Genomic DNA, 24,827 nt, shown 5'->3' with positions numbered 1-24,827 from the left:
AAGGGCCCGGTGGGCCATACCCCCGCACACCGGTCACGATGGAAAAAGTCACAGGACCTCGGGAGGTCTCATGGCCGGAGACACCACGAAACCGTCGACCACGGGCGCCGGGACCGGGGAGCAGGTGCCCGGGAACGTGCTGGTCTCCATCGGAGCCCTGCTCCTCGGGATGCTGCTCGCCGCCCTCGACCAGACCATCGTCTCGACCGCCCTGCCGACGATCGTCAGCGATCTCGGCGGGCTGGATCACCTGTCCTGGGTGGTCACGGCGTACCTGCTGGCCGCGACCGCCGCGACGCCGCTGTGGGGCAAACTCGGCGACCAGTACGGGCGCAAGCGGCTGTTCCAGGCGGCGATCGTGATCTTCCTGGCCGGGTCCGCGCTGTGCGGGGCGGCACAGGACATGGCGCAGCTGATCGCCTTCCGGGCCGTGCAGGGCCTCGGCGGCGGCGGGCTGATCGTGCTGTCGATGGCGATCGTCGGCGACCTCGTGCCCCCGCGCGAACGCGGCCGCTACCAGGGGCTGTTCGGCGCGGTCTTCGGCGCGACCAGCGTGCTCGGGCCGCTGCTCGGCGGGCTGTTCACCCAGCACGCGAGCTGGCGGTGGGTGTTCTACGTCAACCTGCCCGTCGGCGCCGTCGCGCTCGCCGTCATCGCCGCCGTCCTGCGCATCCCGCGCACCGGACAGCGGCACGTCATCGACTACCTCGGCACCTTCCTCATCGCGGCCGTCGCCACCTGCCTGGTGCTGGTCGCCTCCCTCGGCGGCACGACCTGGGGGTGGGGGTCCGCGCAGATCGTCGGTCTCGCCGTCCTGGGCGTCGTCCTCGCCGCCGTCTTCGTGGCCGTCGAGCGGCGGGCCGCCGAACCGGTGCTGCCGCTGCGGCTGTTCCGCGTGCGGACCTTCACGCTCTCCGCCGTGATCAGCTTCGTCGTCGGCTTCGCGATGTTCGGCGCGATGACCTACCTGCCGACGTTCCTCCAGGTCGTCCAGGGCGTCAGCCCCACCATGTCCGGCGTGCACATGCTGCCGATGGTGCTGGGGCTGCTGCTGGCCTCGACCGCCTCCGGGCAGGTCGTCAGCCGCACCGGCCGCTGGAAGGTGTTCCCGATCGCCGGCACCGGCATCACCACGCTCGGGCTGCTCCTGCTGCACCAGCTCGACGAGAACAGCTCCACCGCCGAACTGAGCGGCTTCTTCTTCGTCTTCGGGCTCGGGCTGGGACTGGTGATGCAGGTCCTCGTGCTCATCGTGCAGAACGCGGTGCCGTACGCCGACCTGGGCGTGGCCACCTCCGGCGCGACCTTCTTCCGCTCCATCGGCGCCTCGTTCGGCGTCGCCGTCTTCGGCACGGTCTTCGCCGGCCGGCTCGGCGAACAGCTCACGGACGCCTTCCGGGGAGCGCCCCTGCCGCCCGGGGCCTCGGTGGACGCGCTGGAGGCCGACCCGCGCGGCATCGCCGCCCTGCCGCCCGACCTGCGCCCGCCGGCGTTGCACGCCTACGCCACCGCCATCACGGACGTCTTCCTCTACGCCGCCCCCGTGGCCCTCCTGGGCTTCGTCCTGGCCTGGTTCCTCAAGGAGGACCGGCTGCGCGGCTCGGTCACCGCGCCCGACGCCACCCAGACCCTCGCCAGCAACCCCGTCGAGCGGTCCTCGTACGACGAGGTGTGCCGGGCCCTGTCGGTGCTCGGCACCCGTGAGGGCCGGCGCGAGGTCTACCGGAAGATCACCACCCGGGCGGGCTACGACCTGCTGCCCGCAGCGAGCTGGCTGCTGCTGCGGATCCGCCGGTACGGCTCGGTGGAGCCGGGCGTGCTGGCCGAGCGCGGGCCGGTGCAGCTGCACGTGATCATGGAGGCCGCCCGGCAGGTGGAGGAACGGCGGCTCGCCCTGCGCGAGGGCCTCGACCTCGTCCTGACCGACCAGGGGCGCGAGGTCGCCGAACGGCTGGCCCAGGCGCGGGAGGACTCCCTGGCCGAGCTGCTCGGCGACTGGTGGGGGCCGGACCGGCCGACCGACCTGGAACGGCTCGTGCGGGAGCTGAACGGCGAGCTGTGCGGGGCGCGCCGGGAGCGGCCGGACGCCCCGAGGGCGGCGGAACGGGCTCTCTGAGCTCAGGCGAGCCGCTTGGCGAACCAGTGGTCGGCGTACGGGTCGTCGTTGTGCGGCGCGGTCTCCCGGTAGCCGAGCCGGGCGTAGACGGCCCGGGCCTCGACGAGGTCGCCGCGGGTGTCGAGGACCATCCGCGCGGCACCGAGCGCGCGGGCGGCGTCCTCGGCGGCCCGCACGAGCCGCTGCGCGCCACCCCGGCCGCGCAGCGGCTCGTGCAGGAACACCCGGGTGAGCTCGGCCGTTTCGGGGTCCAGCAGCCGTACGCCCGCGCTGCCGGCCGGCTCGCCGTCGTACCGGGCGACCAGCAACTGCCCGCGCGGCGGCGCGAGATCCGCGCCCGGCGCCGCGGCGATCTCCCGTTCCAGCTCGTCCGGGTCGGTGCGGCGGCCCTCGTGCAGCAGGTACCAGCGGTCGCTGACCTCGGTGTAGTACGCCCGCCAGAGGGCGGCGGCGACGGGGGAGTCGTACGGTTCGGGGCTCACGGTCCACGTCATGGCCCGCATTCTCGACTGGTGTCCCTGCCGTCACGCAACCGCACGACGCGGGGCGCCCGGGCGCCCCGTGCGGCCCGCGCGCCGTTTGGCGCCGGGCTTTGGGGCAACCCGAACAGCGAACCGGCCAGCGAGGACGGCCGGTTGGGCCGAGAACCCGGAAGGCATCCATGTCCACTGGCCTGATCATTGCTCTGATCGTGATCGCGGCGGTCGTCGTCATCATCGCGGCCGTCATGACCCTGCGCGCCCGCGGGCCCCGGCGTGGCCCGAACCTCCAGCGGCGCTTCGGACCCGAGTACGACCGGGTCGTCGCCCGGCACGACGGTGACACCGAGGCCGCCGAGCGCGAGCTGACCGAGCGCGTGCAGCGCCACGGCGACCTGCGCGTACGGCCGCTGGAGCCGGCGCAGCGCGAACAGTACGAGGCGCGCTGGACGGCCGCCCAGGAGCGGTTCGTCGACTCGCCGCGGGACGCGGTCGCCGAGGCGGACCGGCTGATCGGCGAGCTGGCCGGCGCCCGGGGCTTCCCGGACGGCGGGCAGTACGACGAGCAGCTCGCCGCGCTGTCCGTGCACCACCCCCACCACGTGGACGGCTACCGGCGCGTGCACCGCGCGGCGCACCTGCGCGCGGAGGACGCCCGTGACGGCGGCCAGGGCACGGAAGACATGCGCGAGGCCATGGTGGCGGCCCGCGCCCTGTTCGAGGAGCTGGTGCGGCCCGGCCACCACGAGGGCGGCCGGCACGCGGAGGACCGGGACGCGGGGCACCACCGTGCCGGGCTGAACGGCGGCCGCAAGGCTCCGGCCCGCGGCGGCCACATGCCGTGGGCGATGAACCGACGTCAGGCGAAGGAGAGCTGAGGCGATGAGCGACATGACCCGACCGCCCGGTGACCACACGCCGGCCCCGCCCGACGCCCGCGGCGAGAGTGCCCTGGGCACCGGCCACGGCACGACGGCCCCCGGCGCGCATCAGGGCACCGACGCGGACCGCGCGGCCGCTCCGGGCACCGGCACCCCGGGCACGCAGGCGCCTCACGGGGACGCCCCGGGCACCGGTACGCACCGCACGCAGACGCCGCACGGCGGCGGGCACGGCACGGGGGCCGCTCCCACCGGCACCGGCACCGGCCACGCCCACGGCACCCCCGCGCACCGGCCCGGCTCCGACGCCCGTGACCGGCTGTTCCCGCACGACGACTCCGACAAGCTCGGCGCCCGGCTGCAGCACGCCGTCGCCGGGTTCGTCGACGGGCCCCGGGCCGCCGTCGAGGAGGCCGACCACGTGCTGGAGGAGATCGCGGCCCGGTTCACCGAGGCCGTGACCGAGCGCCGCCGCACCCTGCGCCGGTCCTGGCAGTCGGTGGAGGGCGGCGAGGGCGGGCCCGTGTCGTCGGCCGACACCGAGCAGCTCCGGCTGGCCCTGAAGGACTACCGGGAGCTGGCGGAACGGCTGTTGCACGTGTGACCGGGGTGAACGGCCCGGCTAACGCTCCGCCCGGCGCTCCCGCCACTGCCGTACGACGTCCTCGACGTCGTACGGCTTCTTTCCCAGCGGGGGGCCGGGCGGCGGCTTGAACATCATCTCGCGGATCCGGTCGTTGACCTCGCCGATGATCTTCCGCACCATCCGCTCCGTGGGGGCCGCCCAGGCGGCCTCCAGGGCGTCCTCCGCCTCCTTGCGCAGCGCCAGCGCCGGGGGCAGCACGGACAGGCCCTCGCGGGCCATCTTCCGCTTCACCCACCACAGTTCGTCGTAGGTGCTCTCCACGTCGGGCGGGAGCGGCCGGCCCGCCCCGGGCAGCCGGTCGAACTCCCCGCGCGCCTCCGCGTCGCGGATCTGCTTGTCGACCCAGGACCCGAAGTCCACACCGGGTGGCTTTCGCTCGGTCATGAGGCCATTGTGCCGGACACGGCGCAACTGGGCGTTCTATCATTCGGCGGGCTTGCAGACCCACCGGGACGTCTCAGGAGGAGCGCACGTGCTCGAACTCACCATGGCCGCCGTGTCCGCGGCGGAGGAGGGTGCCACGGCCGGCATGCTCATGGCCGAGGCGCCCAGCGAGCCGGGTGCCGTGCTCCGGGTGGGCCGCGACAAGTCGGTGTGCCGGCTCGGCACCCCGGACGACTGGCTGTTCGTCTCCCGCGTCCACCTGGAGTTCCTGTGCGGGCCCGAGGGCACCTGGCAGGTCACCTGGCTGCGCGGCTCCCAGCCCGACCCGTCCTCCGAAGTCCGCCTGACGATCGGCGAGTACACCCAGCCCCTCGCCTACGGCGGCACCGTCCCGCTGCCCCGCGGCGGCAGTGGCGAACTCGTGGTGCAGGACCGGACCGCCCCGCGCAGCGTGAACGTCGGCTTCTACCACGAGGTGTGACGGCCGGGCCTCACACCACCCGGGCCAGCGCGAAACCGTCGTGGCCCTTCGTGCCGACCGTCTGGATCGCCGTGCCGCTCAGCCTCGGGTGTGCGGCGATCAGCTCGATCGCGGCGCGGGTGCCCGTGACGTCCGGGGCGGTGCTGCCGGCGTCGACGACCCGGCCGCCGCGCACCACGTTGTCCAGGACGATCAGGCTGCCCGTGCTGGTGAGTCTGACGGCCCACTCCACGTAGCGCGGGTTGTTGACCTTGTCGGCGTCGATGAAGACCAGGTCGAACGGCGGCGGGTTCTCGTCGGCCAGCTGGGGCAGCGACTCCAGGGCCGGGCCGACCCGTACCTCGACGAGCCGGTCCAGCCCGGCGCGGGCGATGTTGCGGACGGCGACCTCGGCGTGCCGCGGGTCGTACTCCAGGGAGACCAGCCGCCCGTCGGCGGGCAGGGCGCGGGCCAGCCAGATGGTGCTGTACCCGCCGAGCGTGCCGATCTCCAGGATGTGGCGGGCGCCCTGGATCTGGGCGAGGAGCTGGAGGAGCTTGCCCTGGTTGCCCGCCACGTTGATGTGCGGGAGCCCGGCGGCGTCGCTGTCGCGCAGGGCGGCCGCCAGGGCTTCGTCGTCCGGGGCGAGCCGGTCGGTGAAGTAGGTGTCGACCGCGTCCCAGACGTGCGACTCGCTCATGCGGCCCTGCCTTTCGTACGTCAGCACATGGTTAGCCTGTCTAACGACTGGCGCTGACGACGATAGTGGGTGCGGCGTCGGCTGTCAGCGGCCTGTCACTCCGCGTGTCGGCCGGCCACCGAGGGCGCCGAGCCGGGCAGCGGGCGGCCCGCCGACTCCGCCATGCGCCACACCGCGAAACCGCCGATCACGGCCGCGGCCATCATGTAGTACGCGGGCATCATCATGTTCCCGGTCGCGCCGATCAGGGCCGTGACCACCAGCGGGGTCGTGCCGCCGAACAGCGACACCGAGACGTTGAAGCCGATGGACAGCGAGCCGTAGCGGACCTTCGTCGGGAACAGGGCGGGGAGCGCCGAGGGCATCGCGGCCGTGAAGCAGACCAGCAGCAGGCCCAGGGCGCCCATGCCGAGCGCGACCGCGAGCAGGCTGCCCTCGCGGATCAGCAGCAGGGCCGGGACGGACAGCAGCAGGAAGCCCGCACAGCCCGCGGCGATCACCGGGCGGCGGCCGACGCGGTCGGTGAGCGCGCCGGCGAACGGCTGGACGACCATCATCAGCGCCATCACGCCGAGGACGACGAGCAGGCCGTGCGTCTCGTCGTAGTGGAGCTCGCTGGTCAGGTAGCTGGGCATGTACGACAGCAGCATGTAGTCGGTGACGTTGAAGACCAGCACCAGGCCGACGCAGAGCAGCAGCGCGCGCCACTGGCCGGTGACCATCTCGCGCAGCGGCACCTTCGGCCGGTCCTTCTCGGCCTTGGCGACCTCGGCGGCGAACGCCGGGGTCTCCTCCAGGCGCATGCGCAGGTAGAGGCCGATGAGGCCCATCGGGCCCGCGATCAGGAACGGGACGCGCCAGCCCCAGGAGGTCAGGTCGTCGGCGGAGAGCAGGGCGGTCATCAGGGTGACCAGGCCCGCGCCGCCGATGTAGCCGGCGAGCGTGCCGAACTCCAGCCAGCTGCCGAGGAAGCCGCGCCGCTTGTCGGGGGCGTACTCGGCGATGAAGGTCGAGGCGCCGGCGTACTCGCCGCCGGTGGAGAAGCCCTGCACGAGGCGGGCCGCGAGGAGCAGGACCGGCGCGCCGACACCGATCGTCGCGTACGACGGGATCAGGCCGATCGCGAAGGTGCCCGCGGCCATCATGATCATGGTGAGGGCGAGGACCTTCTGGCGGCCCACGCGGTCGCCGAGCGGGCCGAAGACCATGCCGCCGAGGGGGCGCACCAGGAAGGCCGCGGCGAAGGCGCCGAACGTGGAGAGCAGCTGGGCGGTGGGGTTGCCCGAGGGGAAGAAGACCTTGCCCAGCGTGACCGCGATGTAGCTGTAGACACCGAAGTCGAACCATTCCATCGCGTTGCCCAGCGCGGCCGCCTTCACCGCGCGCTTGACCAGCGCGGGGTCGGTGACGGTGGCGTCGGGGGCCTTCGCGGTACGGGTCTTCAGGACGGACGCGGGGGTGACGACTGAGGCAGTCGACAAGACTCGCTCGCCTACCTTTCGACGGGGACAGGGACGCGGTCCCGCGCGGCGGCGCTGTCGTACGGGCCGAAAAGCGACGATAGGCGGTTTTCGGCCGGTTACGGGCGGTACGCCGATCGTTGCAGGCTGCACGTAAAACGTGGTTGCGCTGGGACGTCTGCCCGGTCGCGCGCGGTTCCCACGGGATCTTGATGTGACCCTTCTCGCGTCCGGGAGAGGCGGCCGCACGCCGCTCGGATTATCGTCGTCCGGAAAAAGGACGACTTACGTCAGGTGAACCCGGGGTGGCTCGCGTCTTCCTCCCGGGGGCGCCGTACGCCCCTTAATGTTCGCGGAGGAATTCCCGCATCTCGGGTATGCGGGATGAACTGGGGCGGGAGGCCGACGAGACGTGATGAGTGCGGATCACGGCGGACGACCGGCGGGAACCCTCGGAGCGACGGCCGTCGGAGGAGCCCACCCACGCCTGAGAGCCGCCCGGCTGGCCCTGTGGCTGATCGCCGCCGTCCTCGCGGCCCGGCAGGTCGCCGTCGTCCTCGCCACCCCTCGCGGCGAACGGCTCACGGACCTGGAGACCTGGCTCGGACCGGACGGCGTCCTGCACGTGACCGGCTCGCTCTACGACTCGACCCGCTTCACCGGCACGCCCTTCGGCGGCCTCGTCCTCAAGCCCCTCACCCGTTCGGCGGAACAGGCCCTCGGCTGGGGCTGGACCTTCGGCACGCTGCTGCTGGTCGTGGCCCTCGGCCTGATCGCCGCCCGCGCCCTGCCCCCGCCCGTCGGCCGCCGCACGGCTCTGCTCGCCGCCCCCGTCGCCATCAGCCTGCTCGTGCTGTCCCTGCCGGTCCGCAACACCCTGTGGCTCGGGCAGACCAGCATCATCCCGGTCCTGCTCGTCCTGCTCGGCTGCTTCGTCGCCCGCGGCCAGCGGCTCAGCGGCCTGCTCATCGGCGTCGCGGCGGCGCTCCAGCCCACGCTGCTGCTCTTCACGCCCCTGCTGTGGTTTACCGGCCGCAGACGCGCGGCGGTCGCCGCCGGTGCCGCCTTCACCGCCTGCACCGGTCTCGCCTGGGCGGCGATGCCGCAGGACTCCTACCGCTACTGGGTCCACCACATGGCGGGCGTCGGCCTCGGCGGCCCGGCCGACGACCTCGCCAACCAGTCCCTGCACGGCGCCCTGCTGCGGCTCGGCCTGAACGGCCCGTCGGAGGTCGCGCTCTTCCTGACGCTCGGCGCGGCCGTCGCCGTCTGGGCCCTGCGCCGCGCCGTGCGCTACTTCCGCGACGGCCAGCTGCTGCTCGCCGTCGCGGTCACCGGCTGCGCCGCGATCGTCGTCTCGCCGACGGCCTGGCAGCACCAACTGCTGTGGGTGCTGCTGGCGGTCGTGGGCAGGGCCGGCCGGCGCGCCTCCGACCGGTACGTGTGGCCGGTGACCGTCGTGCTGGTGATGACCCTGCCGGCGAAGATGCTCCTGCCGAACATGGCGATCCTGGCGCCGCTGCGTGACAACGTCGTCCTGCTGGCCGCCCTCGCCGCCGCCACCGCCGTGCCGTTCCTGTCCCGCACCTCGCCGTACTACCGGACGCCCCTGCCGACGCGGTACGCGCCCGCCGTCCCGTCCCGCTTCCGGCACGTGCCGCTGCTGCCGTTCCTGCGCCGGGTCCTCACCCGGCCGAACCTCCTGCTCGAACTGCTCCTCATCCGGGTCACCTACGCCGCCTACTCGCGGGTCCGCCTCGCGGCCACCGGGGGCAGCAACTCCGCCGGGCGGGCGGAGGCCGAGGAGCACGGCGCGCAGATCCACGCCCTGGAACGGGCCCTGCGCATCGACGTCGAGCACTGGGTCAACCACACGGTCGCCGGGATCGACTGGCTGCGCGAGTTCTTCGACTACTACTACACGTCCTTCCACTTCGTCGTCCCGCTCAGCGTCCTCGCCGTCCTCTACTGGCGCCGCCCCGCCGACTACCGCTGGGCCCGCTCCGCCCTCGGCATCACCACCCTGCTCGCCCTGGTCGGCTTCTGGCTCTACCCCCTGGCACCGCCCCGCCTGATGCCGACGCTCGGCTTCATCGACACCGTGCACGGCGTCCAGGACTTCTCCCAGCCGGACTACGGCACGCTCACCGCCCTCACCAACCAGTACGCGGCCATGCCGTCCCTGCACTTCGGCTGGTCGCTGTGGTGCGGGGTGGTGATCGCGGTGCTGGCGCCGCGTTGGTGGATGAAGGCGCTGGGCCTGCTGCATCCACTGTTCACGGCGTCGGCGATCGTCGCCACGGCCAATCACTGGGTGCTGGACGCGGTGGGGGGAGCGGTGGTGGTCGGGCTCGGGTTCGGCCTGACGTACGCGCTGCAGGGGCCGCGGGTCCGCGCGGTGGCGGCCGCCGGCGAGGTCAGCAACGCGCGTGCGGATCAATCGAAGGACCGTACTCCGAGCTGATCCGGTACTCGCCGGCGGCGAGCACGCTCAGGCGCGTGAAGTCGCCGTCGCGGGTCAGACACCCCCCGTCGGCGCGCAGCCACGGCGAGTGGGCGATCCGCACGGTCACCGCCCCCGGCCGCGGGACCTTGACGACCAGTTCGGCGGGGGAGGCGCGGACGACGGAGCCGGGCGCGGAGACGAGCGGTACGGCGTCGCGGACGCGGTACAGCCGCCAGTTCGCGTCCTGCCAGACGGGCTCCAGCCAGTCGGGCCGCCGCTCGCGCAGCAGCCGGACCTCCTCCTTGGCGTACCCGTCCGGCCTGGCCTCCGGCAGCGCGACGAAACCCACCGCCCAGCGGTCCAGCCAGGCCCGGTACGCGGCGGCGGAGAAGGTGCCGTCGTAGAACAGGCGGGCCCGTTCCACGTCCAGCTGGCGGTTCCAACCGCGGGCCAGGTTGACATGGGGGGCCAGCCGCGTGGCCTCGCGGTGGTCGCGGGCGGGGACGACCTCGACGCGGCCGCGGTCGGCGCCCAGCCGGTCCAGGGCCCACAGGACCCCCTGGGTCTCGGCGGCCCACGCCGGCACGACCACCGACGCCTTCAGGTCGTCGGCCGTCTTCTTCCCCACCCAGGAGAGGGACAGGACGAGCGCGGCGACGAGCAGGACCCGCCGCAGCCGGGCCGTCCCGGGCCGGGACAGCAGGGCCGCGAGGAGCACGGCCGGGGCGAACAGGCCCGCGAGGCGTTCGACGTTCGTCCCGACCGGGGAGGCGACGGCATGGGCCAGGACCGTCCCGGCCGCGTACACGGCCCCGCACCAGCGCGCGGTCCGCCAGTGCCGGGGTGCCAGCGCCGTGACGGCCAGCGCGAACAGGACGGGCGGCCAGATGCGCGACAGCGGCATCGGCTGCTCGCCGTGGAACGGGAAGAGGAAGGTGGTCAGCCCGACCACGGCGGCGGGCGGGACCAGCAGCGCACAGGCCCGGGCCACCTCCCGCGTGAGCAGGAACCCCGCCCCCACGACGGCGAGGAACAGCCCGGCGACCGGGGAGGCCATGGTGGTCAGGGCGGCGTAGGCGGCGGCGAGCAGGATGCGCTTCTCGCGGGTCAGCAGCAGGCAGGCGGCGAGCCCGAGGGCGACGCCGAGCGCGAACGTCGTCCGCCCCGAGGCGACGTTGCACCACAGCGCGAAGGAGGCGAGCAGGGCGGGGCCGAGGGGCCCGGGTACGCCCGTGCGCCGGATCAGCACGGCGGCGAGCCAGGAGGCGGCGAGCCCGGACACCACGGTGACGGTGCGCACGCCCAGGGCCGCCATCAGGTACGGCGACAGCAGGCTGTAGTTGGCGGTGTGCATGCCGCCGTACCACGACAGGTTGTAGGCGGACCCGCCGTGCTCCGCGGCGAACCCGGCCCAGGCGTACTGAGCGGCCAGGTCGCCGCCGCCGGTCGCGAGGAACAGCCACCAGGTCGCGTAGAGCGGGACCGTAGGGAGGGTCGCGAGAAGCGGGACGCGGTGGCGCTCGTACAGCGTACGGAGGGCCCGGCCCCGCGAGGGGGACGGGCGCGTGCGTCTTATGTCGGCGAGATCGGCTGCAACCACGTGTTGCTAGACGCCGGCTGGACCGGGCACGTTCATCAGCGGGTGAAGACCGCCGTGGAGTCGGCCCCGCACTCGAACCAGACGGTCTTCCCGCCGCCCCGGCACAGCGACACGCCCCACTTGTCGACCACGGCGTCGAGCAGGAGCAGGCCCCGGCCGCCCTCCGACTCCTCGTCCAACGCGGCCGGGGTGCGGGGCAGTCCGTCACTGCCGTCCGTGACCTCCACCCGTACGCCGGTCCGCTGCCGCAGCAACAGCAGCACGCAGCGGCGGTCCGGAACGTGCCGTACGACGTTGGCGAGCAGCTCGGTCACGCCCAGCTCCACGGCGTCCGACAGCTCGGGCGTGCCCCACTCGCCGAGGAAGGAGCGGACGATACGGCGGATGTGCCGGGGGGCGTGCGGGCCGACGGTGAGGCGCATCGTGTACTGGGCGGGAATGTATTCGTTCACGGGACGAGGCTGACGTGCGGTGACTACCCTCGGCTACGGAACGGATACAACCGGTCCCGTTGTGGACCGAGTTGCGTGAGAGGGGCTTCTGCCGTGACCCACATCAACGCCCTTGACCCGGGGGCCTCCCCGCTCGACTACTACGGTTACGAACTGCGCCGCCACAGGGAGGCGGCCGGGCTGACGCTGAAGCAACTCGGGGGGATCCTCAACTACACCGGCTCGCTCGTCGGGCAGATCGAGACAGCCCGGAAGGTCCCGACGCCCGAGTTCAGTGAACGGGCTGACGCGGCGCTCGGTACGGACGGCCTGTTCTCCCGGCTCGTGGAACTGGTGCTGCGCAGTCGGCTTCCGGCCTGGTTCCAGCAGGTGGCGGAGCTGGAGGTGCGGGCCACGGAGATCTGCTCCTTCCAGACGCACATGGTCCTGGGATTGCTGCAGACCCAGGGGTACGCGCGGGCTGTGCTGGGCGCGTTGGACCGGAGCGACCTCGACGACCGCACGGCGGTGCGGCTCGCTCGCCAGCGGGTCTTCGAGAGGGCTGAGCCGCCGGTCTTCTGGGCTGTCCTCAGTGAAGCCGCTCTGCACCTGGAGATCGGCGGCCCGGAAGTCATGCGGGAGCAACTCGCGCACCTGTTGTCGTTCCAGGGCAACCCCCGGATCAACATTCAGGTGCTGCCCCTGTCGGCGGGGGCGCATGCGGGGCTGACAGGCTCATTCGACGTCTACCACTTTGCGAGCGACCCCACCATCGTCTACACGGAGACCTATGGCAGCGGGCTCACGACGGCCAATCCGGACACCGTGAAGAACTGTTCGCTCCGTTACGATCATCTCCGAGCTGCCGCCCTCTCCCTCAAGGACTCGGCGGAGCTCATCCGGCGCGCGATGGAGGAACGCTATGGAGATGCAGTGGCGTAAGTCGACGTACAGCAGTGACCAGGGCGGCCAGTGCCTCGAAGTCGCCGAAACCCCCCACACCACCGTCGCCATACGCGACTCGAAAAACCCGGCGGGACCGGTCCTGACCCTCGACCCCGCCGTGTTCACCGCCTTCGTCGACTGGGCGTCTACAACCGCTGAATGATCGTGCCGGTGGCCAAGCCGCCGCCCGCGCACATCGTGATCAGTGCGAACTCCTTGTCCGCGCGCTCCAGTTCGTGCAGTGCCGTCGTGATGAGCCGGGCCCCGGTGGCCCCCACCGGGTGCCCGAGCGCGATCGCGCCGCCGTTGACGTTGACCTTTTCCAGGTCCTGCTCGAAGACCCGCGCCCAGCTCAGGACGACCGACGCGAACGCCTCGTTGATCTCGACGAGGTCGATGTCGCTCAGGGCCATCCCCGCCTTGCCCAGCACCGCGTTGGTCGCGTCGATCGGGCCGTCGAGGTGGAAGTGGGGGTCGGAGCCGACGAGGGCCTGGGCCACGATCCGGGCCCGCGGGCGCAGCTTCAGGGCCTTGGTCATCCGCTTCGACGCCCACATGATCGCCGCCGCCCCGTCGGAGATCTGCGACGAGTTGCCGGCCGTGTGCACCGCCGTCGGCATGATCGGCTTCAGGGAGGCCAGCGCCTCCGCCGACGTGTCGCGCAGGCCCTCGTCCCGGTCGACCAGGCGCCACATGCCCTGCCCGGAGTGCTGCTCCTCCTCGGTCGTGGGGACCTGGACCGCGAACGTCTCCCGCTTGAAGCGTTCCTCCGCCCAGGCGTGCGCGGCCCGTCGCTGGGAGGCCAGACCGAGCGCGTCGACGTCCTCGCGGGTCAGGCCCCGGTGGCGGGCGATGCGCTCGGCGGCCTCGAACTGGTTGGGCAGGTCCACGTTCCACTCGTCCGGGAACGGCTTGCCCGGGCCGTGCTTGGAGCCCGAGCCGAGCGGCACCCGGGACATGGACTCCACCCCGCAGGAGATGCCGACGTCGATCACGCCCGCCGCGACCATGTTGGCCACCATGTGCGAGGCCTGCTGGGAGGACCCGCACTGCGCGTCCACGGTCGTCGCGGCCGTCTCGTAGGGCAGGCCCATCGCGAGCCAGGCCGTGCGCGCCGGGTTCATCGACTGCTCACCCGCGTGCGTGACCGTGCCGCCGACGACCTGCTCCACGCAGTCGGCGGGGATGCCGGTGCGGCCCAGCAGTTCGCGGTACGTCTCGCCCAGGAGGTAGGCCGGGTGCAGGTGGGCGAGCGCGCCGCCGCGCCTGCCGATGGGGGTGCGGACGGCTTCGACGATCACGGGTTCGGCAGCCATGGGTGCGGGTCCTCTCCGGGAGGCTCAGCGGAACTAGAACGCGTTCTGGTTCTGTCTGCAGTGTGCTGAGGTCCGTTCGGTGACCGCAAGGGTCGTGCGGGCAATTGGGGTACCCCTGGCTCTTGCTACTTGTAGAACCCGTTACTACGGTCACCGCAACTCCGCACAGCTGATGGACCGTCAGACTGTCCCGTCGGTACGAGTGGTGGGAGCCGCCGATGTCCTGTCCCGCGCTGCCCGAGGGGTTCGACTTCACCGATCCGGACGTACTGCACCGCCGCGTGCCCCTGCCGGAGTTCGCCGAGCTGCGCCGGGCCGAACCGGTCTGCTGGGTGCCGCAGCCCGCGGGGCTCGCCGGCTTCCAGGACGAGGGCTACTGGGCGGTGACCCGGCACGCCGACGTCAAGTACGTCTCCACGCACCCGGAGCTGTTCTCCTCGACCCGCAACACCGCGATCATCCGCTTCAACGAGCACATCCGGCGCGAGGCCATCGACGCGCAACGGCTGATCCTGCTCAACATGGACCCGCCGGAGCACACCCGGGTCCGGCAGATCGTGCAGCGCGGTTTCACGCCCCGGGCGATCCGCGCCCTGGAGCAACGCCTGCGCGACCGGGCCCACTCCATCGTCGCGGGCGCCCGCGCCCGCACCGGCCCGTTCGACTTCGTCACCCAGGTCGCCTGCGAACTGCCCCTGCAGGCCATCGCCGAGCTGATCGGCGTCCCCCAGGAGGACCGGGACAAGATCTTCGACTGGTCCAACAAGATGATCGCGTACGACGACCCCGAGTACGCCATCACCGAGGAGGTCGGCGCCGAGTCGGCCACGGAGATCATGGCCTACGCGATGAACATGGCCGCCGACCGCAAGCGGTGCCCGGCCCACGACATCGTCACGCAGCTGGTCGCGGCCGAGGACGAGGGCAACCTCGGCTCCGACGAGTTCGGCTTCTTCGTGCTGATGCTGGCCGTCGCGGGCAACGAGACCACCCGCAACGCCATCACCCACGGCATGCACGCCTTCCTCACCCACCCCGACCAGTGGGAGCTGTACAAGAGGGAGCGTCCGGCGACCACGGCGGAGGAGGTGGTCCGCTGGGCGACCCCGGTGGCCGCCTTCCAGCGCACCGCCACCGAGGACACGGAACTCGGCGGCAGGCGGATCCGCGAGGGCGACCGGGTGGGGCTGTTCTACGCCTCCGCCAACCACGACCCCGAGGTCTTCGACGACCCGGACACCTTCGACATCACCCGCGACCCCAATCCGCACCTCGGGTTCGGCGGGGGCGGGCCGCACTACTGCCTCGGCAAGTCCCTCGCCGTGCTGGAGATCGACCTCATCTTCCACGCGATCGCCGACGCGATGCCCGGGCTGAGACTGGCCGGGGACCCGCGGCGGCTGCGGTCGGCGTGGATCAACGGGGTGAAGGAGCTGCCGGTGAGCGCGGGCTGACCGCCGGTCCGGTAAGGGCGAAGGCGACGGCCCCGGGGATCAGGGGGCCGCCGCCTCCGGTCTGGGGGGAGCCGGACCGGCTCGGTACCAGTGGTTGGCCTGCCGGAAGTCCCAGGCGCCGCAGGCGCTGCCGTAACGGTCCTTCATGGAGTCCAGGCCCCACTCGATCTGTGTGGTCGCGTGGTCTGCGTGACCACCCGCGCCCAGGAAGCCGTCGTCGGCGCGGCGGAGGACGGAAGCGGCGGGCACGGCGGCCTTTCGTCGGGGGCGGGGCGGTCGTCCAGAGAAACAGGCCCCGGCGGATGCCCGCAATGAGCCCCTTTACTAGGGATGGCCGCACGGGCGGGGTGGCCGGGCGCCGCGACCGGGGCGGCTGCCTACGGCCCCGCTTCGTACGTGACGCGGGTCATGTGGGGGGCCTCACTCCCCGGCTCCTCCCCGGACGTCTCGAACGTGACCGGCGTCTCGAAGGCCGCCCGCCGCGTGGCCCGGCGCAGCGCCCGCAGGACCGCCGGGCCGAGGGAGAGGGTCAGCACGACCGTGACGACCGCCCGGCCCAGGTCCCAGCCGAGCGACGTGGCCAGGCAGTAGGCGAGGAAGCGGGCCGTGTTCGTGGCGACGCCGGCGTGCGGGTCGAAGGCGACGTTCGAGGCGAGGGCGTTCATGAAGGGCCAGCCCGCCAGGTTCATCACCGTGCCGTAGGCGAAGGCCGCCAGGAAGCCGTACGCCGCGAGCATCGCCAGTTCCCCCCGGCCGCGCAGCCGGTCCGGGCCCGGCAGCAGGCCCGCGCCCGTCGCGAACCAGCCCATCGCCAGCATCTGGAACGGCAGCCAGGGCCCGACTCCGCCCGTGAGCAGCGCGGACGCGAACATCGTCACCGAGCCGAGCACGAAGCCGAAGCCCGGCCCGAGCACCCGGCCACTGAGCACCATCAGGAAGAACATCGGCTCGATCCCGGCGGTCCCGGCGCCGATCGGCCGCAGGGCCGCCCCGGCCGCGGCCAGTACGCCGAGCATCGCGACCGCCTTCGGGCCCAGTCCCGACTCCGAGATCGCCGCGGCCACGACCGCCACCAGCAGGACCAGCAGGCCCGCGAAGAGCCAGGGCGCGTCCTGCGCGTGCGCGCTGACCCGCGAGGTGGGCGGCGCGAGGAAGGGCCAGCCGAAGCCGGCCACCCCCACGGCGCTGACCAGGACCAGGGCGGCGAGGGAGCGGGGGCCGAGGCGGACGGCCCGCGCCTGCCGCTGCGAGCTCACGAGGCGGCCCCGGCGCGCAGGGCCGCGCGGACCTCACAGACCGTGAGCCACTGCTGCGGGGCCAGGATCTTGGTCACCTGCGGGGCGAAGGACGGCGAGGAGACCACGACGTCCGCCGTCGGGCCGTCCGCGATCACCTCGCCGTCGGCGAGCAGCACGACCCGGTGGGCGAGTTCCGCCGCCAGTTCCACGTCGTGGGTCGCCAGCACGATCGCGTGCCCCTCGGCGGCCAGGCCGCGCACCACCGTGACCAGGCGGGCCTTCGCCGCGTAGTCCAGGCCCCGGGTCGGCTCGTCCAGCAGGAGCAGCGGGGGCCGGGCCGTCAGCACGACGGCCAGGGCCAGCGCGAGCCGCTGCCCCTCCGACAGGTCCCGGGGGTGGGCGTCGTCCGTGACGCCCGGGAGCAGCTCGGTGACCAGGGCCCGGCAGGTGCCGGGGGACGCGCCCGCGTCCTTGTCGGCGGCCGCGCACTCGGCGGCGACGGTGTCGGCGCACAGCAGGTCACGGGGTTCCTGCGGGACCAGGCCGACCTTGCGGACGAGGTCCCTCGGGGCGGTGCGGTGGGGGACGGCCTCGCCGAGGCGGACGGTTCCCGAGCTGGGAGTGACCAGACCCACCAGGGAGTTGAGCAGGGTGGACTTGCCGGCACCGTTGCGGCCCATGAGGGCGATGGTCTCGCCGGGGGCGATGGTGAGGTCGACGTCGCGGAGGGCCTGGACGCGCGTGCGGGTGACCGAGACGGAGCGGAGTGCGCCTATGGGTGCGGGGACCGCGGAGCGGTCGCGGGTGCGGGTGGTCCGGGGCTGGTCGCGCAGTTCCCCGCGCCCCTTCGGGGCGCTTTCCAGCCGTTGCTTCAGGAGGGCCGCCCTGCGCCTGGCGTCGCGGACCGTCATCGGCAGGGGGGTCCAGCCCGCCAGGCGGCCCAGGGCCACCACCGGCGGGTACACCGGGGAGACGGCCATCACCTCGGCCGGCGGGCCCACCACGGGGGCCGCGCCCGGGCCCGGCAGCAGGACGACCTGGTCGGCGTACTGGATGACGCGCTCCAGCCGGTGCTCGGCCATGAGGACCGTCGTGCCGAGGTCGTGCACGAGCCGCTGGAGGACCGCCAGGACCTCCTCGGCCGCCGCCGGGTCGAGCGCGGAGGTCGGCTCGTCCAGGACCAGGACGCTCGGGTGGGGGGTGAGGACCGAGCCGATCGCGACCCGCTGCCGCTGGCCGCCGGAGAGCGTGGCGATCGGGCGGGCCCGCAGGTCGGCGAGGCCGAGCAGGTCGAGCGTCTCCTCGACCCGGCGGCGCATCACGTCCGGGGCGAGGCCCAGCGACTCCATGCCGTAGGCGAGTTCGTCCTCGACGGTGTCGGTGACGAAGTGGGCGAGCGGGTCCTGGCCGACCGTGCCCACCACGTCGGCCAGTTCGCGCGGCTTGTGGGTGCGGGTGTCGCGGCCGGCGACCGTGACCCGGCCGCGCAGGGTTCCGCCGGTGAAGTGCGGGACCAGACCGCTGACCGCGCCCAGGACGGTCGACTTGCCCACCCCGGAGGGGCCCGCCAGCAGGACGAGTTCGCCCTCGGGGACCTCGAAGTCGATGCCCCGGACGGTCGGTTCGGCGGCTCCGTCGTACGTGACGGAAACGTCCTCGAAGCGGATCACGACGGCTCCTGGGGATCGGGGGCGACGAACGCGGGCAGCAGGCCGAGCAGGACGGCCACCGCCGGCCAGACGGGAAGGGCCGGGGCGACGAGCGGGACCACCCCGGGATGCAGGGCGGCGGGGTCGCGCACGGAGGCGAGGGTGAGCAGGGCCGCGACCGCCACGCCCGAGGCGACGACCAGCCAGGCGCGCACGTCCCAGCGGTCCGGACGGTAGCGGGTGCGCAGGGAGCGGCGGCCGCCCAGCTTGAGACCCGCGAGGGCCGCGGTGACACCGGCCAGGAGCACGGGCACGCCGTAACTGCCGCCCTCGGCCGTGAGGAGCCCGTACGTTCCCGCGCAGACGCCGAGCAGGCCGCCGAGGGTGAGGGCGGCGGTGGTCCGGCGCACCGCGCGCGGCACCCGGGCCGTGCGTCCGTAGCCGCGGGCGTCCATCGCGGCGGCGAGGGAGACGGAGCGCTCCAGGGCGCCCTCCAGGACCGGCAGGGCCACCTGGAGCAGGCCCCGGACACCCTTGTCGGGGCGGCCGCGCAGCCGGCGGGCCGCGCGCAGACGCTGGACGTCGGCGATGAGGTGCGGGGCGAAGGTGAGGGCCACGACCACCGCGACCCCCATCTCGTAGAGCGCGCCCGGGAGGGACTTCAGCAGGCGGGAGGGGTTGGCGAGGGCGTTCGCGGCACCCACGCAGATCAGCAGGGTGGCCAGTTTCAGGCCGTCGTACAGGGCGAAGGTGACGGCCTCCGCCGTGACCTCGCCGCCGAGGCGGATGCCCTGCGCCCAGGCGGGCAGCGCGGCCTCGGGGAGGGTGAACAGGGTGTGCGTGCCGGGGATCGGCGAGCCGAGCAGCACCGCGAAGACGAGCCGGATCAGCAGCACGGCCAGGGCGAGCTTGACGAAGGCGCCGTAGGAGCGGGACCAGGGGGTCTCCGGGCGCCGGGTGGCCACGACGTACGCGGAGACGGCGACGAGCAGGGCCAGCAGGAGGGGGTTGGTGGTGCGGGTGGCGGCGGTGCCGAGGGAGAGGGCCCACAGCCACCACGCACCGGGGTGGAGCGTCCTACCCACGCCGGCGTACCTGCCAGATCGCCGCACCGGCCAGGAGCGCCACCACGCCGACGCCCGCCACGAGGCTCAGGGACGGGCCGTCGTCCCGCTGCTCCTTCTGCTCCTGCCGCTCCGCTCCCGGCTTCCGCTCCTTCCGCGACACCGGCTCGCCGCAGCCCTTCTCCGGGTAGCCGGAGATCGCGCACAGCAGGGCGTTGGTGTCGTAGCGCAGCGGCTTGGCCACCGCGGCCAGGGCCTCGGCGGTCGTGGCGCCGGGCGGGACCTGCGCGCAGGCCGTCCGCGCGGCGGGCGGGGTCTCGCCCTCGGGGGCGTCCGCGGACGTGCCGAAGTCGAGGAGCAGGGCGACGCGCTTGGTGCCGTCCCGGGCGGGCGTCCTGGCGCAGATCGTCGCGAAGTCGGCCCGGCCGCGCGGTCGGGCGGCGTCCGCGGAGTCCTCGCTCACCGCGAAGCGCAGGCCCTGGACGTCGCCGTCGGAGGGCCGGGTCGTGGACGGGCCCTGGGTGGCGTAGACCCAGCGGTCGCCGTCGCGTTCCCAGAACGACCAGTAGCGGTAACCGGCGGCCTGGGCCGCCTGGCCGGCGCCCGCGACCAGCAGGAGCGAGGCCAGGAGGAGGAGAACGGCCCGGCGGATCACGGCTGCTGCTTCCGGCGGCCGGTGAACAGGAACCCGATGCCGATGCCCGCGACGAGGCAGACACCGACGTACCACCACACGCCGAACACGGAGCCGGAGTCCTTCTCGTCGTCCTTCGCGGCCTTCGCGTTCTTCTCCGCCGCGTCGGACTTCGCGGCGGCCTGCGGGGCCGGGCCCGTCCCGTTCAGCCGCTTCACCAGGTCCGCGCCCCCGAAGTCGCGCGGGTCCGTGCCCGTCGCGTGCGCGGCGAAGATCAGCTGGGCGTAGGCGGCCGGGCCGCTCCGTTCCGCCCAGGCCGCCGAGTTCTTCTCCAGCCAGCGCACGGACTTCTCCGCCTGCCCGCTCTCGCCCCGCGCGGCGAGCGCGACGACCGCGTCGGCGGTGTTGCCGTGGTCGGGCTGGGGCTCGGCCCCGGCCAGGGCCGACATCAGGTGGTCGTCGTCCTTGCCGAGGGCGGAGGTGAGGTACGCCGCCCCGTTCGCCGCCGCCTGCTCCGGCGTGCGGGGCCCGGCGCAGGCCGAGCCGGACTTCCCGCCGGACCCGCCGGGCTCGACGACCATGCCCCGGCCCAGGGCGCCGAGCACACCGGCCGCGGTGGCGTCCGCGTTGGCGACCAGTTCGCCCTTCTTGTCCGGCTGGAACGCGAACGCCCCGGCCCCGTCCCCGTCGCAGGGCAGGGCCAGCTCCAGCAGCGCGTCGTAGGGCGACTTGCCGCCCTTCTCCACGTCGTCCGGCTTCTCACCCGCGGCGGCGAGCGCGCCGATGACGACCGACGTGGAGTTGGTGTCGCTGGCGCCGCCGGGCGCGTAGCCCCAGCCGCCGTCCTTGTTCTGGACGGACTTCAGCCAGCCGACGGCCTTGCCGGTGGCGTCCTCGTGCCCGCCGAGCGCGGCCAGGGCCTGCACGGCGGCCGACGTGGCGTTGGTGTCGAGCGGGGTCCTGGCGTCGCAGGCGGCGGTGGGGTCGGGGCGGTAGGAGGCGAAAGCGCCGTTGGCGCACTGCTGGCGCACCAGCCACTCCACGGCCTTCGCGGCCGGCCGCACACCGACCGTGTCCTGCGCGAGCAGGGCGAGCGACTGGCGCCAGACGCCGTCGTACTGGGGGTCCGAGTCGCCGTACAGGGCGGAGGGGAGCGCCCGGGACGGCGACGGGGACGGGTCGGCGGCGGCCGGGGTGGCGGCCCCGATCACGGCGACGGCGGCCAGGACCGCGGCGCTGCGGCGGACGTTCATGATCGGCGGATGCCTCTCCCTGCGGGGAGCCGGGCAGCGCGGGACATCCCGGCGGCTCGGCTCCGTATACCTCGACGGTGCCGTGCGCCGGCGGACCGCCGGGCACGTGAGCCGGTCACGAACCGTACGGGGCGATCCGGCTCACCGCCGCGGTGGTGGCGGTTCACGACAGGGGTCTCCCCTGCTCGAGCGAAGCCGAGAACTCGGGGAAGGGTCAGCGCCGGAATTGCACCGGCTTCCCCCCGTACGGTGTGATGACGACCCGCTCACTGTACCCGGCCACGGAAATCCACCCGAGGGCGCCGGGTCGGGCTCGGGTGGCGTCGGTCCGTGCCGACGACACCACCGGGGGAGCGGCTCGGCTCGGGCCGGCGCGCGGACGTGTACGCGCGACGAGGCGTGGGTGCTGCGCCGCGGCCGGGGCGGGGCCGGTGACGCGGCGGCCGAGGCGGCGGTGAGGGCGCACCCGCAACGCCCACGGCCACCCGGTCCCCCGGGTCCGCCCGGCCCGCTCGCGCACCGACCTGATGAGGGAACGCCTCACCGGCCCGACCCCGCTGCGGGCCTGCCTCACGGGGCCAGGAGGAAGTCGGTCCGTACCGCAGGTGAGGCCGAACTCCCGGACACTGCCACGAAGTTGATCGTCTCTCAGGTGCGGACAGGCTAACGTGGGCCCTCCCGACGACACGCAGGAGCGTCCATGACCGACCAGGCGGCGAACTCCGGGCAGGAGCCGTTCGACAAGATCGACACCTCGGTGCCGCACTCGGCCCGGATCTGGAACTACTGGCTGGGCGGCAAGGACAACTACGAGGTCGACCGTATCGCCGGTGACGCGTTCCGGGAGATCTTCCCCGGGATCGAGACCGGCGCCCGCGCCGCCCGCTACTTCCTCGCCCGCGCCGTCCGCCACCTCGCGGCCGAGGAGGGCGTCCGGCAGTTTCTCGACATCGGCACCGGCCTGCCCAACGTGGACAACACCCACCAGATCGCCCAGCGGGTGGCCCCAGAGAGCCGGATCGTCTACGTCGACAACGACCCGCTGGTCCTCGCCCACGCCCGCGCGCTGCTCACCAGCACCCCGGAGGGCGTCACCAACTACGTCGACGCCGACCTGCGCCGGCCGGACACGATCATCCGGGAAGCCGGCCGGACCCTGGACTTCGACCGGCCCGTCGCGCTGATGCTCATGGGCATCCTGGGCCACATCGAGGACCACGACGAGGCCCGCGCGATCGTGCGGCAGCTGGTGGACGCCCTGCCCTCCGGCAGCTTCCTCGTCAGCTACGACTCCACCGACACCAGCGAGGAGTACGTCCGGGCCATCAACCAGTACAACGAGGGCGGCTCGATCCCCTACATCCTCCGCAGCCCGGAGCAGATCGCGCGCTACTTCGACGGGCTGGAGCTGCTCGAACCGGGCGTGACGTCCTGCTCCCGCTGGCGCCCCGACGCGGCGGCCCTGGGCCTGCCCGCGGAGGTGCACCAGTACGGCGGAGTCGCCCGCAAGGCCTGAGCCGCCGTCAGGTCTCCTGAAGGACGCGGTGCAGGATGGTCGGAGTCTCGTCCGGCGACTCGGCTTCGACCACCAGCCGGTTCATGGCGTCCCAGTGGCGCTCGATCTCCGCGGGCTTGTCCGGGTACAGGGCGGTGGTGAGCTTCTCCAGGTAGACCACGTCCGGCAGTTGGCCGCCGGGCAGGCGCAGGATGGTTACCGGGCCGCCCTCCGCCGCGTGCCCGCCGGCGGTGAACGGCAGGACCTGCAGCGTGACCTGCGGCAGCCGGCAGAGCTCGATGAGCGCCCTGAGCTGGGCCCGCATCACCCGGATCCCGCCCACCGGGCGACGCAGCGCCGCCTCGTCGAGCACGGCCCACAGCTGGGTCGGGGGCTGCCGGTGCAGGATCCGCCGACGGGTCATCCGCAGCGCGACCCGGCGCTCGATCTCCGCCGGACCGGCGTCGGGGTGGGCGACCCGGAGGGAGGCGCGGGCGTAGTCGGGGGTCTGCAGCAGGCCGGGCACGCGCTGGACCTGGTAGCAGCGCACGAGGCTCGCCGCCTGCTCGGCCGCGAGGTACGTCTGCATCCAGGGCGGCACGACATCGCTGTAGTAGCGCCACCAGGCGGGGGCGTTGGCCTGCTCGGCCAGGGCCAGCAGCGTGGCGCGCTCGGCCTCCTCCGTGACGCCGTAGAGCGTGAGCAGGTCGGCGACGTCGCGCAGCTTGAAGCCGTGGCGCCCGGCCTCCATCCGGCTGATCTTGGACGAGGAGGAGCGGATGACGTGCCCCGCGTCCGCGCGGCCGATGCCCCGCTCCTCGCGCAGCCGCCGCAGCCGGGCGCCCAGCACCAGCCGCGGCACCATGGGGCCGGCCGACCGGGCGTCCAGGGCCCCGCTGCCGGTCGTGACGGGTGCGGCCTCTTCGGTGCCCATGGGCATCTCTCCCGGTGCGAGCGTTGCGTCCGACCATCCTAGGGGGCGCAGCACACCACCAAGTGACCCGCGCGAGCGGACAGTTCACAGGATCCGACCTACACCGCCACGTACCTGACCGGCTCGCTGCCCGGCACCGCCTCCGCCCGGCCCAGTTTCACCAGGCGGCGCAGATGGGCCTCGGCCTCCGAGACGGCGATGGTGCGGGAGGAGTGGGGGATCCGTGCCCAGGGGCGGTTCCACTCCATGCGCTCGGCGAGCTGCCAGGGCGTGAGGGGTTCGGTGAGGAGGGCCAGCAGGCCGGTGAGGCGGCTCTCGTGGTGGGCGAGCAACTCCCGTACCCGGTCGGTGGCGTGGGAGAAGGCGTGCTGGTGGGCCGGGAGGACCTCGGCGGGGGCCAGGCGGCCGGCGCGTTCGAGGGAGGCGAGGTAGTCCCCGAGGGGGTCGGTGACGTCCGCCGAGCTCCCGGCCCCGCTCGGACAGGGGGTAGTACCCCCATCGTCGTCGGGGTCCTCGTAGAGGCCGATGTGCGGGCTGATCCCGGGGAGCAGGTGGTCGCCGGAGAACAGGCGCCCACGGCCGGGGAGCCCCGCCGGGTGGTCCTCCTCCAGGTGCAGGCAGACGTGGCCCGGCGTGTGGCCCGGGGTCCAGACCGCGCGCAGGCGGCGGCCCGGGAGGTCCAGGAGTTCGCCGGGGGCGATGTCGCGGTCGGGCAGGGCGGGGGAGAGGCCGGGCAGGTCGCGGTGCCGGGCCGCGCGCAGCGCGGCCAGGTGCTCCTGCGGTGCCCCGGCGGCCGCGAGCTTGGCCGCCATGTACGACAGCCAGCGCTCGGGCGGGGCCTGCCGGGTGCGCCGTACCACCGCGGTGTCCGCCGGGTGCATCGCGATCCACGCGCCGGACGCCTCCCGGACCCGGCCGGACAGGCCGTGGTGGTCGGGGTGGTGGTGGGTGACGACCACGCCGTGGATCTCGGCGACCGAGGTGCCGCAGGCGGCGAGGCCCCGTCCGAGCGTGGCCCAGGAGCCGGGGTCGTCCCAGCCGGTGTCGATCAGCACCGGCCCGCGGTCGGTGTCGACGACGTACACCAGCGTGTGGCCGAGGGGGTTGTCCGGGATCGGGACGCGGAGGGAACGGACTCCTCCGCCGTGCTCGAACGCCTCGGTCATCTGCCCTCCGCTCCCCGGCCATTGCTCACTATAACGGGAGCTGGTATCAGTTCTGAAACACCGTCAGAAACGAGGG

Annotated in this window: 23 protein-coding genes and 1 pseudogene; 9 read left to right on the top strand and 15 right to left on the bottom strand. The window is 73.5% G+C overall.

What is annotated here, in order from left to right; genetic code table 11:
* Positions 1–70 precede the first annotated feature (70 nt).
* Complete coding sequence (locus tag AC07DA_RS16135; RefSeq protein WP_479128546.1) at positions 71–2,116, top strand: MDR family MFS transporter; 2,046 nt, start codon at positions 71–73, stop codon at positions 2,114–2,116.
* Between the two features lie 2 nt (positions 2,117–2,118).
* On the opposite strand, the gene AC07DA_RS16130 is transcribed toward AC07DA_RS16135, so the two are convergent.
* Positions 2,119–2,610, bottom strand: coding sequence for a GNAT family N-acetyltransferase (locus AC07DA_RS16130; protein WP_479128544.1), 492 nt, complete (start codon positions 2,608–2,610; stop codon positions 2,119–2,121).
* A gap of 167 nt (positions 2,611–2,777) precedes the next feature.
* Here AC07DA_RS16130 and AC07DA_RS16125 point away from each other — a divergent pair, with 167 nt between their 5' ends.
* Together AC07DA_RS16125 and AC07DA_RS16120 are read left to right on the top strand one after the other, a co-directional pair.
* Positions 2,778–3,473, top strand: coding sequence for a hypothetical protein (locus AC07DA_RS16125; protein WP_479128542.1), 696 nt, complete (start codon positions 2,778–2,780; stop codon positions 3,471–3,473).
* A gap of 4 nt (positions 3,474–3,477) precedes the next feature.
* Positions 3,478–4,080 (top strand): hypothetical protein, encoded by a 603-nt coding sequence (locus AC07DA_RS16120; protein ID WP_479128540.1) that lies wholly within the window; start codon positions 3,478–3,480, stop codon positions 4,078–4,080.
* A gap of 18 nt (positions 4,081–4,098) precedes the next feature.
* Here AC07DA_RS16120 and AC07DA_RS16115 read toward each other — a convergent pair whose 3' ends face one another.
* Complete coding sequence (locus tag AC07DA_RS16115; protein WP_479128538.1) at positions 4,099–4,506, bottom strand: DnaJ family domain-containing protein; 408 nt, start codon at positions 4,504–4,506, stop codon at positions 4,099–4,101.
* A gap of 88 nt (positions 4,507–4,594) precedes the next feature.
* Between AC07DA_RS16115 and AC07DA_RS16110 the strand changes: the two genes are divergently transcribed.
* Positions 4,595–4,987, top strand: a complete 393-nt coding sequence (locus tag AC07DA_RS16110; RefSeq protein ID WP_479128536.1) for an FHA domain-containing protein — start codon at positions 4,595–4,597, stop codon at positions 4,985–4,987.
* A gap of 10 nt (positions 4,988–4,997) precedes the next feature.
* Here the strand turns inward: AC07DA_RS16110 and AC07DA_RS16105 are convergent, their stop codons facing one another.
* The gene (locus AC07DA_RS16105; RefSeq protein WP_479128534.1) at positions 4,998–5,666 is read right to left on the bottom strand and encodes an O-methyltransferase; all 669 of its coding nucleotides are present in this window, start codon (positions 5,664–5,666) and stop codon (positions 4,998–5,000) included.
* 95 nt (positions 5,667–5,761) lie between these two features.
* On the bottom strand, positions 5,762–7,147 hold the full coding sequence (proP, locus tag AC07DA_RS16100; RefSeq protein WP_479128532.1) for a glycine betaine/L-proline transporter ProP: 1,386 nt from the start codon (positions 7,145–7,147) through the stop codon (positions 5,762–5,764).
* Between the two features lie 394 nt (positions 7,148–7,541).
* Between proP and AC07DA_RS16095 the strand changes: the two genes are divergently transcribed.
* A complete protein-coding gene (locus AC07DA_RS16095; RefSeq protein ID WP_479128530.1) occupies positions 7,542–9,590 on the top strand; it encodes a bifunctional glycosyltransferase 87/phosphatase PAP2 family protein in 2,049 nt (682 codons plus the stop codon).
* On the opposite strand, the gene AC07DA_RS16090 is transcribed toward AC07DA_RS16095, so the two are convergent.
* Both AC07DA_RS16090 and AC07DA_RS16085 read right to left on the bottom strand, forming a co-directional pair.
* The gene (locus tag AC07DA_RS16090; RefSeq protein ID WP_479128528.1) at positions 9,544–11,172 is read right to left on the bottom strand and encodes a hypothetical protein; all 1,629 of its coding nucleotides are present in this window, start codon (positions 11,170–11,172) and stop codon (positions 9,544–9,546) included. The two genes, AC07DA_RS16095 and AC07DA_RS16090, sit on opposite strands and share 47 nt — an antisense overlap.
* 35 nt (positions 11,173–11,207) lie before the next feature.
* The gene (locus tag AC07DA_RS16085) at positions 11,208–11,624 is read right to left on the bottom strand and encodes an ATP-binding protein (protein ID WP_479128526.1); all 417 of its coding nucleotides are present in this window, start codon (positions 11,622–11,624) and stop codon (positions 11,208–11,210) included.
* Between the two features lie 93 nt (positions 11,625–11,717).
* On the opposite strand from AC07DA_RS16085, the gene AC07DA_RS16080 reads away from it, so the two are divergent.
* Together AC07DA_RS16080 and AC07DA_RS16075 are read left to right on the top strand one after the other, a co-directional pair.
* On the top strand, positions 11,718–12,545 hold the full coding sequence (locus tag AC07DA_RS16080) for a helix-turn-helix domain-containing protein (protein ID WP_479128524.1): 828 nt from the start codon (positions 11,718–11,720) through the stop codon (positions 12,543–12,545).
* Positions 12,526–12,711 (top strand): DUF397 domain-containing protein, encoded by a 186-nt coding sequence (locus AC07DA_RS16075; RefSeq protein ID WP_479128522.1) that lies wholly within the window; start codon positions 12,526–12,528, stop codon positions 12,709–12,711. Before AC07DA_RS16080 ends, AC07DA_RS16075 begins: the two co-directional genes overlap by 20 nt.
* Here the strand turns inward: AC07DA_RS16075 and AC07DA_RS16070 are convergent.
* Positions 12,695–13,864, bottom strand: a complete 1,170-nt coding sequence (locus AC07DA_RS16070) for a steroid 3-ketoacyl-CoA thiolase (protein ID WP_479128520.1) — start codon at positions 13,862–13,864, stop codon at positions 12,695–12,697. The two genes, AC07DA_RS16075 and AC07DA_RS16070, sit on opposite strands and share 17 nt — an antisense overlap.
* 218 nt (positions 13,865–14,082) lie before the next feature.
* Here AC07DA_RS16070 and AC07DA_RS16065 point away from each other — a divergent pair, with 218 nt between their 5' ends.
* The gene (locus AC07DA_RS16065) at positions 14,083–15,318 is read left to right on the top strand and encodes a cytochrome P450 (RefSeq protein WP_479128518.1); all 1,236 of its coding nucleotides are present in this window, start codon (positions 14,083–14,085) and stop codon (positions 15,316–15,318) included.
* A gap of 39 nt (positions 15,319–15,357) precedes the next feature.
* Here AC07DA_RS16065 and AC07DA_RS16060 read toward each other — a convergent pair.
* The 6 genes and pseudogenes from AC07DA_RS16060 to AC07DA_RS16035 form a co-directional block, all read right to left on the bottom strand.
* A pseudogene (locus AC07DA_RS16060) lies at positions 15,358–15,498 on the bottom strand (aggregation-promoting factor C-terminal-like domain-containing protein); the annotation flags it as partial.
* Positions 15,499–15,695: 197 nt separating this feature from the next.
* Positions 15,696–16,574 carry an ECF transporter S component gene (locus tag AC07DA_RS16055; RefSeq protein WP_479128516.1) on the bottom strand — a complete coding sequence of 293 codons (879 nt, stop codon included), beginning with the start codon at positions 16,572–16,574 and terminating at the stop codon, positions 15,696–15,698.
* Positions 16,571–18,226, bottom strand: coding sequence for an ABC transporter ATP-binding protein (locus AC07DA_RS16050; RefSeq protein ID WP_479128514.1), 1,656 nt, complete (start codon positions 18,224–18,226; stop codon positions 16,571–16,573). The genes AC07DA_RS16055 and AC07DA_RS16050 overlap by 4 nt, the downstream gene beginning before the upstream one ends.
* Positions 18,223–19,317 (bottom strand): energy-coupling factor transporter transmembrane component T, encoded by a 1,095-nt coding sequence (locus tag AC07DA_RS16045; protein ID WP_479128512.1) that lies wholly within the window; start codon positions 19,315–19,317, stop codon positions 18,223–18,225. Before AC07DA_RS16045 ends, AC07DA_RS16050 begins: the two co-directional genes overlap by 4 nt.
* Positions 19,283–19,924, bottom strand: coding sequence for an SCO2322 family protein (locus AC07DA_RS16040; RefSeq protein ID WP_479128510.1), 642 nt, complete (start codon positions 19,922–19,924; stop codon positions 19,283–19,285). Before AC07DA_RS16040 ends, AC07DA_RS16045 begins: the two co-directional genes overlap by 35 nt.
* Positions 19,921–21,156 (bottom strand): prenyltransferase/squalene oxidase repeat-containing protein, encoded by a 1,236-nt coding sequence (locus tag AC07DA_RS16035; RefSeq protein ID WP_479128508.1) that lies wholly within the window; start codon positions 21,154–21,156, stop codon positions 19,921–19,923. The genes AC07DA_RS16040 and AC07DA_RS16035 overlap by 4 nt, the downstream gene beginning before the upstream one ends.
* 700 nt (positions 21,157–21,856) lie before the next feature.
* Between AC07DA_RS16035 and AC07DA_RS16030 the strand changes: the two genes are divergently transcribed.
* Complete coding sequence (locus AC07DA_RS16030; protein ID WP_479128506.1) at positions 21,857–22,672, top strand: SAM-dependent methyltransferase; 816 nt, start codon at positions 21,857–21,859, stop codon at positions 22,670–22,672.
* Positions 22,673–22,679: 7 nt separating this feature from the next.
* Here AC07DA_RS16030 and AC07DA_RS16025 read toward each other — a convergent pair whose 3' ends face one another.
* Together AC07DA_RS16025 and AC07DA_RS16020 are read right to left on the bottom strand one after the other, a co-directional pair.
* Positions 22,680–23,585, bottom strand: a complete 906-nt coding sequence (locus AC07DA_RS16025) for a DUF5753 domain-containing protein (protein ID WP_479128504.1) — start codon at positions 23,583–23,585, stop codon at positions 22,680–22,682.
* Positions 23,586–23,683: 98 nt separating this feature from the next.
* On the bottom strand, positions 23,684–24,751 hold the full coding sequence (locus AC07DA_RS16020; RefSeq protein WP_479128502.1) for an MBL fold metallo-hydrolase: 1,068 nt from the start codon (positions 24,749–24,751) through the stop codon (positions 23,684–23,686).
* Positions 24,752–24,827 lie beyond the last annotated feature (76 nt).

Source organism: Streptomyces sp. NPDC044921 (genome assembly GCF_056432865.1).
This window is presented reverse-complemented; position numbering and strand designations above follow the sequence as displayed.